This window comes from Buchananella sp. 103232, from assembly GCF_058725725.1.
Genome location: NZ_JBZXJM010000033.1, coordinates 49,592 through 65,675 on the forward strand (window position 1 = coordinate 49,592; position 16,084 = coordinate 65,675).

A 16,084-nucleotide genomic window follows, 5' to 3' on the forward strand; every position below is an offset into this window, starting at 1 on the left:
CACAGTCGCAGCAAATCGAATGGCTCTCGTTGGTCGAGACCAGCGGTCCGTTCCTGACGCTCACAGTCCTCGAACAGGCGTTCCCACAAGGCCTCGAATCAATCGAGACCCCTCGACGCCAGCAACTCCGTTCCGCCTACTCTGAGTGGCGCGAAGCCGTCGACGAGGACGACGAGCTTCTGCCACAACTTCACGATGCGTGGGTGAACCTGGTCGTGACCGAGTTGCTTGAGTTCGACGAGGAGTCAGCAACGCCACTCTCTTCCTGGGTGGGCGGTGGCCTGTCGGTCTCGTCGCCTGACGGGACGGCACGTTACGCGCCCACATGGATCATCCACGCTCCAGGTTCAACTGAGCCGCGCGCGTTCATAGCAGTGACTCACCCCGACGCCGACCTTGAGTCCGCCGCTCAGTTTGACGGCTGGCTCGCGACTGAGTTGGAACGGATGACCCTGCTGTGTCGTGAGCACGGCGTCCGAATCGGGATCGTTACGAATGGAGAATCGTGGGTGCTCGTCAACGCGCCCGCTGACACACCGTCTGGGCAGGCCGTCTGGCATTCGCGCTTCTGGTTCCAAGAGCCAGCGACGCTCAAGGCGTTCCAGTCGTTACTTGGCGTGCGGCGTTGCTTCGGGCCCACCGACCAGACCCTCGAAGCGCTTCTCGACGAGTCGCTGAAGCACCAGGAGGAAGTCACCGACACGCTTGGCGAGCAGGTACGCCGAGCCACCGAGGTACTGATCCAGGCGCTCGACAAGGCCGATCAGGACCGCAATAGGGAACTCCTGCACGACGTCCCCCCATCACTGCTCTATGAGGCTTCACTCACAGTCATGATGCGCCTTGTGTTCGTCTTGTGCGCCGAAGAACGAGGCCTCTTCCTCCTCGGGGACCCCATATACGACCAGAACCTCGCGGTCTCGACTCTCCGTGGCAAGCTCGCCGAGGAAGCAGACCACCTGGGCGATGAAGTGCTGGAACGCCGCTTCGACGCCTGGGCGAGGCTTTTGGCTGCGTTCCGTGCCGTCTACGCAGGTATCGAGCACGAAGACCTGCGACTACCCGCCATGGGTGGCTCCTTGTTCGACCCCGACCGATATCCGTTCCTCGAAGGTCGCGCGCTTGGCACTTCATGGCTGGACACAGCCTCGCAGCCGCTGCCGATCGATAACCGCACCGTCCTTCTACTCCTCAACTCCTTGCAGGTGCTGGAGCAGTCTCACGGTGCGCTCGCCCTCTCGTATCGAGCCCTTGATGTCGAGCAGATCGGACACGTCTACGAGGGACTGCTCGACCACACCGTAGTTCGTGTGCCGGACATCACTCTTGGCCTCCGGGGCTCAGCAAAGTACCGCTACCCAACGATGAGCTTGGCTGCCCTGGAGTCACTGCGAGTCGAAGGCCAAGACGCTCTGGTCTCCAAGATCGCGGAAGCCACCGCGCGGACGCCGGCCTCCGTCCGGAGCGAGATCACAAGACGTCCCTCGGACACTACAGCGGCAGCCATCTTGAACGCGGCGAATGGAGACCGGACGATCTCAGACCGCATCGCGCCGTTCGCCAATCTGGTGAGGCGCGACGCATGGGGTGAGCCGATCATCTTCAGAGCCCATTCGTTTATGGTCACTCCAGGTGCCGACCGCCGAGAAAGCGGCACGCACTACACGCCACGTTCACTCACCGAACAGATCGTGAACGTGGCCCTCGAACCCCTTGTATACAAAGGTCCTGCAGAGGGCCAGCCGAGAGATCGATGGGCACTCATCCCTCCTGGATCGATTCTCGACCTCAAGATCTGTGACCCCGCGATGGGTTCAGGAGCGTTCCTTGTACAGGCATGCCGTTACTTGGCAGAACGACTGGTCGAGGCGTGGGACACGGCGGAGGCTGAGGGCCTTTCAGTGACAGACGATGGCGAGCCCGTCACGGAGCTTGGCTCCGCCGCGCCACTGCCGCGAAGCGCAGACGAACGGATCATCACGGCGAGGAGGCTCGTCGCAGAACGGTGCCTGTACGGGGTAGACGTCAACTCGCTCGCGGTTGAGCTGGCGAAGCTCTCACTCTGGTTGGTCACGCTCGCGCAGGACAAGCCCTTCGGCTTTCTTGACCACAGTCTTCGGGTCGGTGACAGCCTCCTCGGCGTCCACAGCCTGTCGCAAGTCAGGCAGCTCCGGCTCACCCCCACTAGCGGGGAGCAGCAGACCGAACTCTTTGGCCGGTCTGTAGAGAATGTGGTTGAAGAAGTCATCACGCTCCGGCAGAGACTCCGCGCAATCGTCACGCACGATATTTCCGATACCTACGCCATGGCCGCGCTCGACTCGCAGGCACGAGACCATCTGGCAGCCGTTGATCTCATTGCCGATTGCCTCGTTGGCGAAGGTCTTGAGAGCGCGGGCAATGCAAAGGCGCAGAAGAACGCCGAGGCAGCCCTTCGCGCCAACGCGGAGTTCTTCATGCGTGGCGAGACCGACTATGACCAAGTCATTCACCGGAGAGTGAATCACCTCATGACTGACGGACTCCCCGCAGGGGCACGATCGCGGCAACCATTCCATTGGGCACTAGAGTTTCCGGAAGTATTCCAAGACGGCGGGTTCCACGCCGTTCTCGGCAATCCGCCTTTCCTTGGTAACCGACTCTGGAAATCATCGTTTGGTGACAAGATGCAGGCGCAGGTCAGACAAGTCCTTGGAACGGCGCCCGGTAAAATTGACCTCTGCATCGCCTTCCACCGTCGCGCCGTCGACCTGCTCCGTCCGGGCGGTATGTACGGGCTCGTAGCTCGCGACAACATGACTGAGGGAAGTGCCATCAAGGTCGGACTCGGCGTGATCGTGAAGAACGGCGATGTGACCTGGGCGCGTAAGAGCGTGCGGTGGCCAGGAGCCGCATCCGTCGTAGTCTCACTCATCGCGTTCTTCAAGGGTGCTTGGGCCGGAGCCCGCCACTTGGACGGTCAAGAGGTCGGCTACATCGGCCCTCGCCTTGAAGACGGGAGCCGCGACGATTGGCAGCCGAAGAAACTTGGGGCGGCGCCAGAGGCCTTCGCTGGCGTGGACAATAGCCAAGGCTTAGCGTTCGTCCTCACGCACGGAGACCCATGGCTCGGACGCCTCAGTAGCGAGGCCAACACGTTGGTGAGGCCGTACATCAGCGGAAACGACATTACCGATCACGCTTTGCAGAGGGTGAGACGGTGGGTGCTCGACATTGGCGACCGCGATCTCACTGACATCGCAGCCAACTGGCCCATTGCTTTTGAGTTCCTGACTGAGGTTGTGAAGCCGACCAGGACTGACGCGAAGCTGCGGAGCTACAAAGGGTTGGTTGACCGCTGGTGGCAGTTCTGGAACCATCGATCAGAGGGCATGCGTGCGCTCCGCAAGCACGATTCATTCATCGCGTTTCCCAAGGCCGCCAAGTATCCATTCAGTATGCTTGCGCCGTCCGACTGGGTGTACACAAACATGGTTGTACTCCTGTCGCCCGTGCGATCGGATATGTACGCGATCTGCTTAAGTTCTTTCTTCCGCAGGTGGCTCTACGCATTCTCTGTTCGGAGTCTCGGCGCCGATCCCAAAACGATCCGGCTCTCGATCAGCGAGGCGGTATCGACATTCGCCCTACCGGAGTTGAGTGTCTCCTTCACGGGCGAGCAGGCAGCCGACCGTTTCAATCAGGCTGTGATGCAATGGTCGTTTACCTCGGGGGAAGGACTCACAGGCTTCCTCAACCTCTTAAATGACCCAGCTTGTACAGATGAGGCGATCCTTGGCGCACGTACTCTCCTGGAGCAGGTGGATGGGTTCGTGAGTGACGCATACGGATGGGGAGACCTGGACGTGACCTTCGATTTCCGTCCGTACGCCGCGAGCACGGAGAACGATCCGTGGCGTTGGGCGGTGAGCGACGAAACGAACGGCGAGCTGATGCGACGGCTCACTGCGCTCAATCGCCAGCGATTCGAGGTTGAAGAGGCAGCCAAGGGGCAGCCTGGGAGGCGGGGACCCCGGCGAAAGCCGGCTCACGATGACGCCCAGTCTCTACTCGGCGAAGACTTGAGGATTGAGCAGTAGGAGGCGCAATGGAGAACGCTTGGGCTGTGGCCGCAACACGAGGGATGCCTGCCGGCGATTTCAGGGTGACCCTCCACGAGAACATGGGCGACCGTGCTGTCCGGAAGGGCGATGGTCTACTGCTCGTGTCAGATGCCGTGGCCTTCGCTGTCGCCCGCGTCTACCGCGTGAAGGGGACGGCGAACGGAGTGGTCGTCTACCTGGACCTCGCCGTTCAGGCGGCCGAACCTGCTGTGCTGGCCGACCTCGGCATCACGATCCAGGCGGATCGCGATGCGACTCGGCTCGACTGGGACCTCTTCGAACAGGCTGTAGTTCGGTTGACCGGCGACGCGTTCAACGTCCTCCCGACACTGTCCGGCAAGACGAAGGCCGAGCAGGCCTATGTGCGGGAGCTCCTTCGTCTTGCTGTTGTCGATGATCTACTCGGCCCCGCGAATGGCCCCCACGAAGAGATCGTGGGTATGAGCGTGCGCGACCGGTACCTGGTGGGCAAGCTTGCACCCCTTGACCCCGCGCACAACGCGCCACGGAACGCGGAATTCGCTGAGGAAGAGATCACCGACGGTGATACGCCCGGCGATCTCCGTGTCTACGGGAATGAGGCGCACATCAGCCGGGATTCAGTACCTGCTACGAGCCCGGCCGAGGAAGACGACGAACCAGAGGTCAACGCCTCCGAGAGTCAGTCACTGGTTCCGTCCTCCATGGGATTGACGTTCTGTGTGCCAGAGGATCAGAAAGCGGTCGAAGTCGCGGTCTCGTGGGGTCGCTATGTACGAAGCAAGTCAGAAGAGTCGGGGAAGCGTTGCTGGAAGCGAATCCCCGCAGGCGGCAAGGTCACGCTCGCGCTGAGCGAAGGACCACTCACGCCATGCACCGTGGACAACGCAGTCCCCGAGGTTCGTCTCCAAGGAAGCGTCAGTCGGCCGGTCGGCCAAGGGAATCGACTGGTGACGCTGTTTCTGGTCAACGGACAGACCGAGCCGCAGCAGAACCGTGACCAAGCCTGGGTCTTCCAGCCGGAGATCGTTGTACGAGACGACTCTGGCGGCGCTGTCTTCCGCCGTCGACCGTTGCTTGATGCCGAGCAGCACGACGAAGAACGGCTGTCGCTGGAGATGATCTACAGGAGGCGTGTTGAGTTCGCCACCGGCCACGGAACCTCGGTCCATGCAGTGGTTAGTGCGTCCGACCCTGAGCTGGCGATTGAGGTGCGGACCACCGTCATCCCCGATCAGGAAATCCAGATCACCGAGGCCCCCGGGGCCGAGTCGGCCGACCGTGCGGCCCTACGCGACCTGAGGGCGCACGGTTGGCTCGATATGGAGAAGCTGGCTGATTCAGCCGAGCTGTCCGATGAGGAACTACTTGCAGCCCTGACCGTTCTCGCCGGTGACTATGAGGACTGGATTGCAGAGAACCGCGCTGCCATCGGGGTATCCGTCGAGGGCTACGACACCCAAGCCCAAGACGCTATGGAGCGTTGCGAACTCATCCTCGAACGACTCAAAGAAGGCATCTCGACGCTGCGCCTGAACACGCATGCCATGTCGGCGTTCCGGTTCGCCAACCGCGCTATGGCACAACAGCGCGTTCGTGGCATCTACGCCCGCAAACGTCGCCAGGGTGAGGCGGTTACGGTGGACGAGCTGAGCATCCCTGCGAACCGCACCTGGCATCCGTTCCAGCTGGCCTTCCTGCTCCTATCTGTCCCAGCGTTGGCAGACCCAGAGCACTCGGACCGGACAGAACCGCTGGCCGCATACGCCGACTTGCTCTGGTTCCCAACCGGCGGCGGCAAGACTGAGGCATATCTTGGTGTCGCGGCATTCGCCATGTCGATCCGACGGCTCCAAGGCACGCTCGGCGGCCTTGATGCCACACGCGGTCTCGCCGTCATCATGCGCTACACGCTGCGCCTGCTCACCTTGCAGCAGTTCCAGCGAGCCTCAACCCTCATCTGCGCCATGGAGTTGCTCCGCAAACAAGACCCCGAGACCTGGGGCTCGGAACCCTTCACTCTTGGCCTCTGGGTTGGCGGGAAGGTGACACCGAACCGCACAGAGGACAGCCATGAGGCGATCGAGAAGGAGCGTGACAACCGCCGCGACACAGGCTCAACGCCCGCGCAGTTGACCAGCTGCCCCTGGTGTGGTTCTGCGATCAACCCTGGCCGAGACATCACCGTCGAGAAGTATCCTGGCGCAGACCAGACGTTCATCTATTGCAGCGACAAGTATGGCCGTTGCGAGTTCTCCAAGGCCCAATACCCCGACCTTGGACTCCCTGTCGTTGTGGTGGACGAGGAAATCTATCGTCGTCCACCATCGATGCTGATCGCCACGGTCGATAAGTTCGCGATGATGGCGTGGCGCGGACAGACTCGGACCCTGTTCGGTGCTGCCACGTCGGAATGCCCGCGTCATGGCCTGTTGTGGCACGGGAGTCCTTGCCATGGAAACCACGAGGCTGAGCGAGGAAGACCCGCGACCCGTGTGAAGGTGATTTCGCCGCTTCGGCCACCCGACCTCATCATTCAGGACGAGTTCCACCTCATCAGTGGACCCCTTGGAACGATGGTTGGCGTCTATGAGACGGCCGTCGATGAACTGTCCACGTGGACCCTGGGCGACAAGCGGGTCCGGCCGAAGGTCATCGCCTCGACCGCCACCGTCCGAAAGGCCGAGGAACAGGTGAATAACGTGTTCCTACGCCAAGTCGCGATCTTCCCGCCACACGGGTTGGACGTTGAGGACAACTTCTTCTCGGTGCAGCGCTCCACAGAGGACCGACCCGGCAGGCTCTACCTCGGCATCTGCTCGCCAGGCAGCTCACGGCCTGCGGTGCTCATCCGCGTGTACGTCGCATTGCTCACTGCCGCGAAGACCCTCTTCCAAGACTTCGGCGCTGCCGCGGATCCCTACATGACCCTTGTCGGCTACTTCAACTCACTACGCGAACTCGGAGGCATGAGGCGCCTGGCCGAGGATGATGTGCAGACTCGTGCGTATCGGGTGGAGATGAGTGACGTGAGCCGCCCTGGCCTGACACAACGCTCGGTGAACCAGGTGGACGAGCTGACCTCACGGGTCACCAGCAAGGAGATTCCGCAGAAGCTTGACCGCCTGGAGTTGCCTTTCAAGGAGAAGTGGGAGTCTGGAGAGGCTCGCGCCTACGACATCGTTCTTGCCACCAACATGCTGTCGGTGGGCGTTGACGTGAACCGTCTCGGCCTCATGGTCGTCAACGGACAACCGAAGAACACCGCCGAGTACATCCAGGCCACGAGCCGCGTCGGACGTTCGTTCCCTGGCCTCGTTGTCACAGTCCTCACCTGGAGCAGGCCGCGCGACCTGTCGCACTATGAGACGTTCGAGCACTACCACTCGACGTTCTACAAGCACGTCGAAGCCCAGTCCGTCACTCCGTTCGCTCCCAGGGCACTTGATCGTGCACTGACGGGCACCATGGTCAGCCTGATGCGGCTCGGCAACGACTCGCTGAACCCGAATCTCGGTGCCCAGTCGATGGACAAGACCTCCGGACCAGAAGCAACCCAAGCGATCGAGGCCGTCTCGGAACGGGCGTGGAAGGCCAAAGACAAGGCCGCGCGCGACCTCGTTCTCGGGATGGCCCGTGACCGGACCGACCGTTGGGCAAAGGAAGCGGCAATGGGCGGGCGCCGCCTTGGCTATGAGACTGAGCGCGGGCAGGGCGATGTAGTCGGGCTGTTGAGAAAGCCTGGTGCCCAAGCGTGGGACGAGTTCACTGTCCCGATGTCCATGCGAGAGGTAGAACCCGGCGTTCAACTCGTGATGGACGCGTCAAGACGCTCGGCTGATGCCCCTCCGTGGAAACCACGGTCTCGACCCAGTGACGGAGGCGCCGCATGAGCACGAACAACCACGTAGTGGGCCAGGTCCGTCCGAGTCAGCTCCTGTGGGCTTACGGGCCGGGTTCAATCGTTGATCTGCCAAACCTGTCCGTCGTCACGATGGGGCTGAACAAATGGGACCCCAACAGGTGCCCGCCAGTTGAAGAAGCCCGATTGCTCGCTGAGGTCAAGCGTGTCCTCGGCCCGCACGTGCAGCGGCTCCGCATCCCCCCGTTCCTCCAGGAAGACCGACCGGACCCGTTCTCTGCCGAGGGCCGTGTTGGCGTCCCGGTGATCCCGTTCCCGCGATGGTTGCGCTGCATCAAGTGTGGGCTTCTCGCCGAGTACGATTCGGGCCTGTTCGACATCAAGAGTTTTCCGTACCGGCCAGAGCGAACCCACTTCCTGCACACGAACTGTGACAAGGGCAAGCATGCGGACGCCGTGCCTGCTCGCTTCCTACTTGCCTGCCGTAACGGGCACCTTGATGACTTTCCATGGAACTGGTTCATCCACGGTGGATCGGACTGCAAGGGAACATTCCGATTCTTCGAGCGGGGCGCGTCCCTGCAGACCGAGAACCTTTGGGTCAAGTGCGATACCTGTGACAACGCTCGCTCGCTTGTCCACGCATTCGGAAAGGACGCCGCAGACAATCTTCCTGGGTGCCGGGGGCGGCATCCTCACCTCGACTCATACGAGGATTGCACCCAAGAACCCCGCACGATCCTGCTTGGCGCGACCAACAGTTGGTTCCCCGTCACCCTCTCCGTGCTTGCCATCCCGCTAGAGAAGAACCAGCTCAGCCAGCTGGTCCTTGATGGCTGGGAGCACTTCGCAGACGTGGAAGACGAAGCTGAGCTCAGAGGCATCGTCAAGACCCTGGTCCGAACCAGCGCCTTGCCCGGCATAGACAAGTGGGATGTCCCCAGCATCTGGCAGGCGATCGAACACCGCAAAGCCGGGAAGGGCATTGAGGTCGTCTCTGAAGGAGACATCAAGGGCCCCGAGTGGGAGGTTCTGACCTCAAGCAGTCCGCCGAGCGACTGGCCCCACTTCATGAGCACGGCCGTTGCAGCGCCAGCTGGGTATGAAGCTCAGGTCGAGCGCGTGCTCCTGCTAGAACGGCTCAGAGAAGTCAACGCACTTATCGGATATACCCGCGTCGAAGCACCCGAGGAAACGAGCGACCCTGACGAGCGTCCACCAATGGCCGCGCTTACGAGAGGCACAACGGAGTGGGTGCCGGCCAGTGAAGTGCACGGCGAAGGAGTCTTCATCGAGTTCAACGAGTCCGTCATCAAGTCGTGGGAGCAGAATGCTCCGGTAGCCGACCGCGACAAGACTCTGTTCGTCGGTCACCAGGGCTGGCGGAACGCTCGCCATCTGAAGCCTGACGTTGGCTTCCCCCCGAGCCGGTACACCATGCTCCACACCATCGCGCATCTCCTCATTCGCGAGCTCGCGCTTGAGTGCGGATACAACGCCGCAAGCATCCGAGAGCGCGTATACGCGAGTTCGGACCCCGAGGCGCCGATGGCTGGCATCCTGCTCTACACAGCCGCCGCCGATTCGGACGGTACGCTCGGAGGCCTCGTCGACCTCGGCAAGCCTGATTTCCTGGGTCGGCTACTCGACCAAGCGCTCGAACGAGCCTCCATCTGCTCGTCAGACCCTCTATGTTCCGAGCACGATCCGAGCAAGGACCGCTCGCTCCACGCAGCCGCTTGCCATTCGTGCACGTTCGTTTCAGAGACCTCGTGTGAACGCGGCAACCGCTACCTAGACCGGGCCCTCGTGATCCCCACGCTGAGGGACGACCAGGCCTGCCTGTTCCATGGGAGCAGTGCCTGACATGGACGAGCTTCTTGCCGTTATCGCGGAGCTGGGGCTGGAGCTCCATCCTGATCGCGTTCGCGTAGTTGCCTCTAAGATCGAAGGACTCGGATCAGTGGAGCAGTTCGCGCTGGCTCGGCCGGCCTTCGGCCCCAACGCCGACAAGGTGCTCATCACCAGGCTTGGTCAGGCATGGCACCGCGCATACTCAATGTCGCCACGGGACGTGGCGACCGCACTTAGGGGAGCATCGGCAACGGCTGTCGAGCAGCAGCGCCGCGGCTCGGTCGAACTCGCTTGTACAGGGCCGTCTTCTGGCCAGGTGCCAGTCCGGCATACCGAGCAGGTGCTCATGGAAGTCATCAACGCAGCACAGCGGCGTCTCTTCATTGTCAGTTTCGTGGCTTACCAGGTGAAGTCGATCGGCAAGGCGTTGACCGAGGCAGTCGAACGCGGGGTCCAGGTCGACGTTCTGCTTGAGTCCTCGATCGCGCATGGCGGGAAAGTCGATCACGACTCGGTGGAGGCGATGCGAAAGCTGGTGCCGTCAGCTCGGCTGTTCGCATGGTCGGCCCACGAGAAGGGCGCTGGAGACCAGTATCCCGGTGTGGTCCATGCGAAGTGCGCCGTCGCCGACGGTCGGGTCGCTTTCATCACGAGCGCGAATCTCACCTCTGCGGCAATGGAGCGGAACATGGAGCTCGGAGTTCTCGTCACGGGCGGGAACCTCCCTGAAGAGCTTCACAATCACCTTGAGGCGCTGATCGCGACGAAAGTGCTGGAGCCGGTCCAGCCCGCTACCTAGTCGCTTCTGATCTGCCGTCGGTTCTGAAGCCACGAGGTGACGGTGGTCTGCCAGCGGTCGGGGTCGGTGTTCCAGGCGAGCGTGTGATCGGCGTCGAAGGTCTCAAGGGCCACGAGGTCGGGGTGCTGGTCTCGGAGTGCTTGTGAGAGCCGGATTGGTGCGGAGTCATCTTGCGTCCCGTGGAGGATGAGCGTGGGCGTGCTGAGGTCTGCTGCTCTGGCGGTCCAGTCGAAGGATCGGAGCGGAAGGCGGCCTGGTAGGCCGACGAGGCGAGCGAGCGGTCCGATGGTGAGCCACGGGACGGCGAGGTATCCGGCTGCTGCGGGGAGTCCGCTGCGGGTGCAGTTCGTCTTGATGTCTTCGGTCCAGTCGAGGACTGGCGAGTCGAGCACCAGCGCAACAATCAAGCCCTCATGTCGGGGCTGGTCGGCGAGCTGCAGGGCGATCGCGGCGCCCATTGACCATCCGAAGAGCAGGATCTGTCGGGCACCTCGTCGGACGGCATAGCCGATGGCCTCGTCAACATCCGCCATCTCGGTGTGGCCGAGGGTGGATCGGCCGGTGCCGACGCGAGGGCCTTCTTCGGTGTTGCGGTAGGTGACGACGAGGGAGGTGTAGCCGAGTTCGGTGGCGGCCAGGACGCCTCGGAGGGTGTCGGCGCGGGTGCTGCCGAGGCCGTGGATGTGGATTGCCCAAGTCGAAGGGTCGCCGTCGATACGCCAGGCCGGGCACCTCCCTCCGGGGGTCGTGATGACGATGTCGCGCGCATCGAGTCCGGCCTCCTGCGGGGTCGCGTAGTAGATGCCGCTCCACGAGGCGCGATCACCGGCCTTCGGCGCGAGTCCGGGCGCTCTGCCCGTCATCCTTCTCGCGACACGGGTTGGCCCGCGATCAAGCACGTCCTGTGAGAGCTGCGCCCAGCCGCCGTGCTCGAACCAGAGGTTGTAGATGCCGTCTGCTGTGGTCTGGTCGGTTCGGTCGAGCACGATCAAGTCGCCGTCCTGACTTTTGACACCGTTAGTGACCCATTTTGTTGGTGAGGCTGGCCAGGATGTTGGCGGCTTGGCCTTGGGGTTGGCTGGTGGCTGTGAGTTCGTGTCCGTTGATGTTGATGGTGACGTCAATGACGGGCCTGAGGGCCTGGATGATCTTCTTGATGGACAGGCCGGTTCGGGTCTGTAGGTGGCGGGCTATGGCCAGGGCAGCGGTTACCACGGTCAGGTGAGCCTGGATGGATTGGTGGGTGTGGTGGAAGACCGGGCGGGCGCGTAGATCGTGTTTGGACATGCGAAAGGACTGTTCCACCTTCCACAGATCGTGGTAGTCAGCCACAATTTCGGCCGCGCTCATGGACTGGGCTGGGATGTTGGTGACATAGCCCTTAAGCCCGACTAGACGCCGCGCCCTGGCCAGGGCCTTTTCATCCAGGCCCCTTCCTTGGGAGCTAGTGGTGACGAACCTGGCTGAGCGCATAGCTTTTTCCCCAGCAACGATGGCTCTAGCCCGGTTCTCCTGGAGAGTAAGGGTCTTGTTGTCCCTGGCGGCACGCTTTGATGAGTAGACCCAGATCGCCCGCCACGAGCCCGGGTGTGTTTGTGGGTGCCAGACCGGTTCGGCCTTGAGGCGCTGATCGCGTTCTTGTTTGCCGGCGTGGCGTGGGGTGATGGTCTCAATGATCTGCCCATCAGTGAAGTAGTCCCCGTGCCAGAAGAAATGCGCTTGGAGGTCCAGGGGTGCTTTGGTCTGCCTGGCCCCGACAATGAAGCCGTAGCCAGCCTCGTTGAGGGCTTGCAAGTTAGCCCGAGAGAGCATGCCAGCATCAGCTACCACCACCAGGTTTTCCACCCCAGCGCGTTGCTTGAAGGCCTCGATGGTGGGGATGAGGGTATGGGTTTCGCACTTGTTGCCCTCCCAACAGGAGGCCTCTAGGGGAAAACCGTTGCGGTCTACCAGCAGGCCGACCAGGATCTGGGGATCGACGCGGCGTTCCTTGGAGTAACCGACCTTGCGTAGCGCGTCTTCTTCCTCGACTTCGAAGTACAAGGTAGTCACGTCGTACAACACCAAGGACACATCCCCATACGCCAGGCAATGCGCCAAAGCCGCGCGAGCCAAAGCGCAGCGGTAATCACGCTCCACACAACGGGCCAGGGCACGAAAGTGGGTGCGTGAGTCAAAGGATTCCAGCCCCAGGCTGGTCAACATTGCTGCTATAGCGCTCTTGCTGGTGGGTTCGATCAGCCGGGCCAGGACAATCTGTTTGAAGGCCTCATCGCCTACCGCTTGGTCAAAGCCAAGATCCCGCCAAGCATCGCAAAGGATCTGCCACAACAAGCCGCTACGGTGGCCAACCACGCGCGCTGCGCTACTGGCCGCCTGCCGGTAGTCCTCCAGGCCACCCGGCGCGGAGTCTGCCCACCCCGATGAAAGGTCCAGGTCTAGCTCGAGCTGGCCAGGATGGAGCTTTTCCCGTGCGATCTGGACCAAGGCAGCAAGCTCGCCAGGCGTACGAGCCGAACCAATGTGCTCAACAATCCTGTTACGCCGGCCTTCCTTGATCACGATCTGCACAGCCGTGGCCCCCGAGGCAGTACGCACTTGACGGATGAACGGGCTCACAAACCCTCATCATAGCCACCCCCTTAGTGACCCAAACCAACCCCCACACCCGCAGAAAATCAACGAAAACCCGACCCAAACCACCCAGCTCCATACCAAGTGTCAAAAGTCAGGTCAAGCCCTCATGTCGGGGCTGGTCGGCGAGCTGCAGGGCGATCGCGGCGCCCATTGACCATCCGAAGAGCAGGATCTGTCGGGCACCTCGTCGGACGGCATAGCCGATGGCCTCGTCAACATCCGCCATCTCGGTGTGGCCGAGGGTGGATCGGCCGGTGCCGACGCGAGGGCCTTCTTCGGTGTTGCGGTAGGTGACGACGAGGGAGGTGTAGCCGAGTTCGGTGGCGGCCAGGACGCCTCGGAGGGTGTCGGCGCGGGTGCTGCCGAGGCCGTGGATGTGGATTGCCCAAGTCGAAGGGTCGCCGTCGATACGCCAGGCCGGGCACCTCCCTCCGGGGGTCGTGATGACGATGTCGCGCGCATCGAGTCCGGCCTCCTGCGGGGTCGCGTAGTAGATGCCGCTCCACGAGGCGCGATCACCGGCCTTCGGCGCGAGTCCGGGCGCTCTGCCCGTCATCCTTCTCGCGACACGGGTTGGCCCGCGATCAAGCACGTCCTGTGAGAGCTGCGCCCAGCCGCCGTGCTCGAACCAGAGGTTGTAGATGCCGTCTGCTGTGGTCTGGTCGGTTCGGTCGAGCACGATCAAGTCGCCGTCGTTGTCGTGCTTGATGTCGCGGACAGTGAGGTCGAACCTTCGTGGACTGACAGGGGCGGTGAGCCGTCGCGCAATGGTCCAGCCGACCCCTGCGGCGGCTCCGGCGGCGACGCCGATCTCAAGGGCGAGTCGGCGGATCACGGCGCACCGTCCTCGTCGTTCCCGGCGAGCGAAGCGGCTGCGGTTCAGTCGCGTCCGAGGAGGTGGCTCTCGGCGCGTTCAAGAAGTGCGATCTCGGCTCGGCTGGTGTCGAAGGTGATGCGGGGGTCGATCATCGCGTCGCGGATTTCGACGATCTCTCGGTGCAGGCGTCCTTCCGCATCGTCGGCGCTTGTGGCGAGGGGGTCTGCTTGGCTGAGTCCGGGCCGCACGCTCGTTGCCCGGTTCCAGAGCGGCTCCAGCGCGGCGGCGAGGGCGGCGGTGCGCTTGGCCCGGAGGTGGTGCTGAGCACGGCGGACGGCGGGTTGAACGGCGAAGCCGGCGCAGAGGAACAGGAACGTGAGCAGCGACAGCGGCCCGTAGCTGGGCTGGACGGCATACATGAGGTCGAGCTGGCCGGTGACGTGGACGATGTCCATGACGATGACCGCGAGACACAAGGCAACGCCGAACGCCGAGCCCAGGGTCAGCAGTGCCGCAGGGAGTCGTTGGACGCCGGTGCTGTTCCGGTACTGCCGTGCGGCGAGGGTCAGCACGGTGGCGATGACGATGCCGCCGTAGACGAAGTTGATAATCAAGCAGGCCGCGGTTGCGGGTTCGTCTCCGAGGTCGCTCATGAACTGGGTGGTGGTCATGCCACGGTCGATGAACAGGAACGTGACGGTGAGCGCGAGCAACGAGACCGCGAGCATCAGGATCCTGACGACTGCGCGGACGAGGCGGGGCCGGTACTCTCCGGTCCTCATGACGCCACGTCCGAGGAAGAACAGCCCAGTCATCAGCAGCGCGTCCGCGATGAGGGTGGCGATGTTGGTTCCACCGAGCAGCGGATCGACAGCGGTGTAGATGGCGTCCACGTTCAGTGTCATCGCAATGGCGATGGTGATCGCAGCGTAGGTGATGCTGCGGTCGGCGCGCTTACGGCGGAAAATGAGCAGGCTCGCCACGAGCGCCCACATGAGCGTCGCGACGAGCGTCTGGATCATCCGAAGACCTCCGAGTAGCGGGTCTCGGCGAACACCGATCCTCGGATGCCTGCGGCGAGGCGGTCGGCGAGGGACTCGGCGGCGATCTCGGTTTCGCAGTCGATGTCCTGCCGCTTGAGGAGGCGTCCGCGGGTATAGGGCAGGATGTTGGGCAGGAGCATGTCCTCGGCGGCGCAGTCTTGGCCGTCGCAGTGGCCGAGGATCATGTGGGCGAACTCGTGCAGGACGAACTGCTGGCGGTGCAGAGCGGAGTCGCTGCGGGCGTGGAGCACAATGTCGTCGGTGTCGGTGACGAGCCAAACCGCGCAGATGCCGTCGCTGGTGTCGAGGTCGGCGAGCTCGACGATGCGCAGGCGGCGGTTTCGGCGCGCGCGTACTGCGGTGAGGAGGTCGTCTAGGGTGAAGGTGCTGCCGAGCTGTAGGCCCGCGACGGCCGCCGATACTGTCTTTTCGATATTCACGGTTCGCCCCTCTCTGTAGGGAGCAGGGACCGGTATCGGCACCGTGTCGCGCGACACCTGTCAACGCTCGGGCATATGGCTCATTTCCTCATCCAGGAACTTGGTGATGGCTTGGAGGGCTTTCGGCGAGACGTCGCCGAGGGTGCGGGCGGCGTAGGATTTCACCCTTGCTGCCCGCATGGATCGAACGAGGTCGAGTTGTGCGGAGACCTTCTCGGGGGTGGCGGCACCGTCCAGGCCCATCAGGAAGGTGGTATCGACGTCGAAGAACGCGGCGAGCCCCTCGAAGACGGCGGGGTCTTGGACGTAGCGGTGGCCGTTGATCATGTACGTCCAGCGTGACCGGGACAGGTTGGTGCCTCGTTGTTTGAGGTAGTCCGCGATCTGTGAGTAGGTGGGTTCGGAGCCGGACTCGGCAGCGACGACGTCGATCAGGAGCCGTAGACGTTTGGCGAGGTCCTCGGCAGCAGCCTGGCTCTCATCTTCGGTCATCGTGGCTGACCCCCTTCCCTTCGCGACGGGCAAGGCATCGGTGTAGTCCACCTCAGAG

The 16,084-nt window shown here is 62.8% G+C and carries 10 protein-coding genes; 4 read left to right on the top strand and 6 right to left on the bottom strand.

Going from position 1 to position 16,084, the window contains the following annotated elements:
- The first annotated feature begins 29 nt into the window (after positions 1-29).
- From AC4PWQ_RS05350 to drmC, 4 genes are read left to right on the top strand one after another with little or no spacing between them, the layout of a single operon-like run.
- Positions 30-4,079, top strand: coding sequence for an Eco57I restriction-modification methylase domain-containing protein (locus tag AC4PWQ_RS05350; protein WP_492089996.1), 4,050 nt, complete (start codon positions 30-32; stop codon positions 4,077-4,079).
- A gap of 8 nt (positions 4,080-4,087) precedes the next feature.
- Positions 4,088-7,975 carry a DISARM system helicase DrmA gene (gene drmA, locus AC4PWQ_RS05355; RefSeq protein ID WP_492089997.1) on the top strand — a complete coding sequence of 1,296 codons (3,888 nt, stop codon included), beginning with the start codon at positions 4,088-4,090 and terminating at the stop codon, positions 7,973-7,975.
- Positions 7,972-9,810, top strand: a complete 1,839-nt coding sequence (gene drmB / locus AC4PWQ_RS05360; protein WP_492089998.1) for a DrmB family protein — start codon at positions 7,972-7,974, stop codon at positions 9,808-9,810. The genes drmA and drmB overlap by 4 nt, the downstream gene beginning before the upstream one ends.
- A 1-nt stretch (position 9,811) precedes the next feature.
- On the top strand, positions 9,812-10,597 hold the full coding sequence (gene drmC / locus AC4PWQ_RS05365) for a DISARM system phospholipase D-like protein DrmC (protein WP_492089999.1): 786 nt from the start codon (positions 9,812-9,814) through the stop codon (positions 10,595-10,597).
- Here the strand turns inward: drmC and AC4PWQ_RS05370 are convergent.
- From AC4PWQ_RS05370 to AC4PWQ_RS05395, 6 genes are all read right to left on the bottom strand, one after another.
- Positions 10,594-11,589 carry an alpha/beta hydrolase family protein gene (locus AC4PWQ_RS05370; protein WP_492090000.1) on the bottom strand — a complete coding sequence of 332 codons (996 nt, stop codon included), beginning with the start codon at positions 11,587-11,589 and terminating at the stop codon, positions 10,594-10,596. The genes drmC and AC4PWQ_RS05370 overlap by 4 nt on opposite strands.
- 25 nt (positions 11,590-11,614) lie before the next feature.
- A complete protein-coding gene (locus AC4PWQ_RS05375; protein WP_420492511.1) occupies positions 11,615-13,216 on the bottom strand; it encodes an IS1634 family transposase in 1,602 nt (533 codons plus the stop codon).
- 109 nt (positions 13,217-13,325) lie between these two features.
- A complete protein-coding gene (locus AC4PWQ_RS05380) occupies positions 13,326-14,069 on the bottom strand; it encodes a DUF8805 domain-containing protein (protein WP_492090001.1) in 744 nt (247 codons plus the stop codon).
- A gap of 44 nt (positions 14,070-14,113) precedes the next feature.
- Positions 14,114-15,073 (bottom strand): MAB_1171c family putative transporter, encoded by a 960-nt coding sequence (locus tag AC4PWQ_RS05385; RefSeq protein ID WP_492090002.1) that lies wholly within the window; start codon positions 15,071-15,073, stop codon positions 14,114-14,116.
- The gene (locus AC4PWQ_RS05390) at positions 15,070-15,534 is read right to left on the bottom strand and encodes a hypothetical protein (RefSeq protein ID WP_492090003.1); all 465 of its coding nucleotides are present in this window, start codon (positions 15,532-15,534) and stop codon (positions 15,070-15,072) included. The genes AC4PWQ_RS05385 and AC4PWQ_RS05390 overlap by 4 nt, the downstream gene beginning before the upstream one ends.
- A gap of 60 nt (positions 15,535-15,594) precedes the next feature.
- Entirely contained in the window at positions 15,595-16,026 is a 432-nt protein-coding gene (locus tag AC4PWQ_RS05395) for a hypothetical protein (RefSeq protein WP_492090004.1), read from the bottom strand.
- Positions 16,027-16,084: the final 58 nt, after the last annotated feature.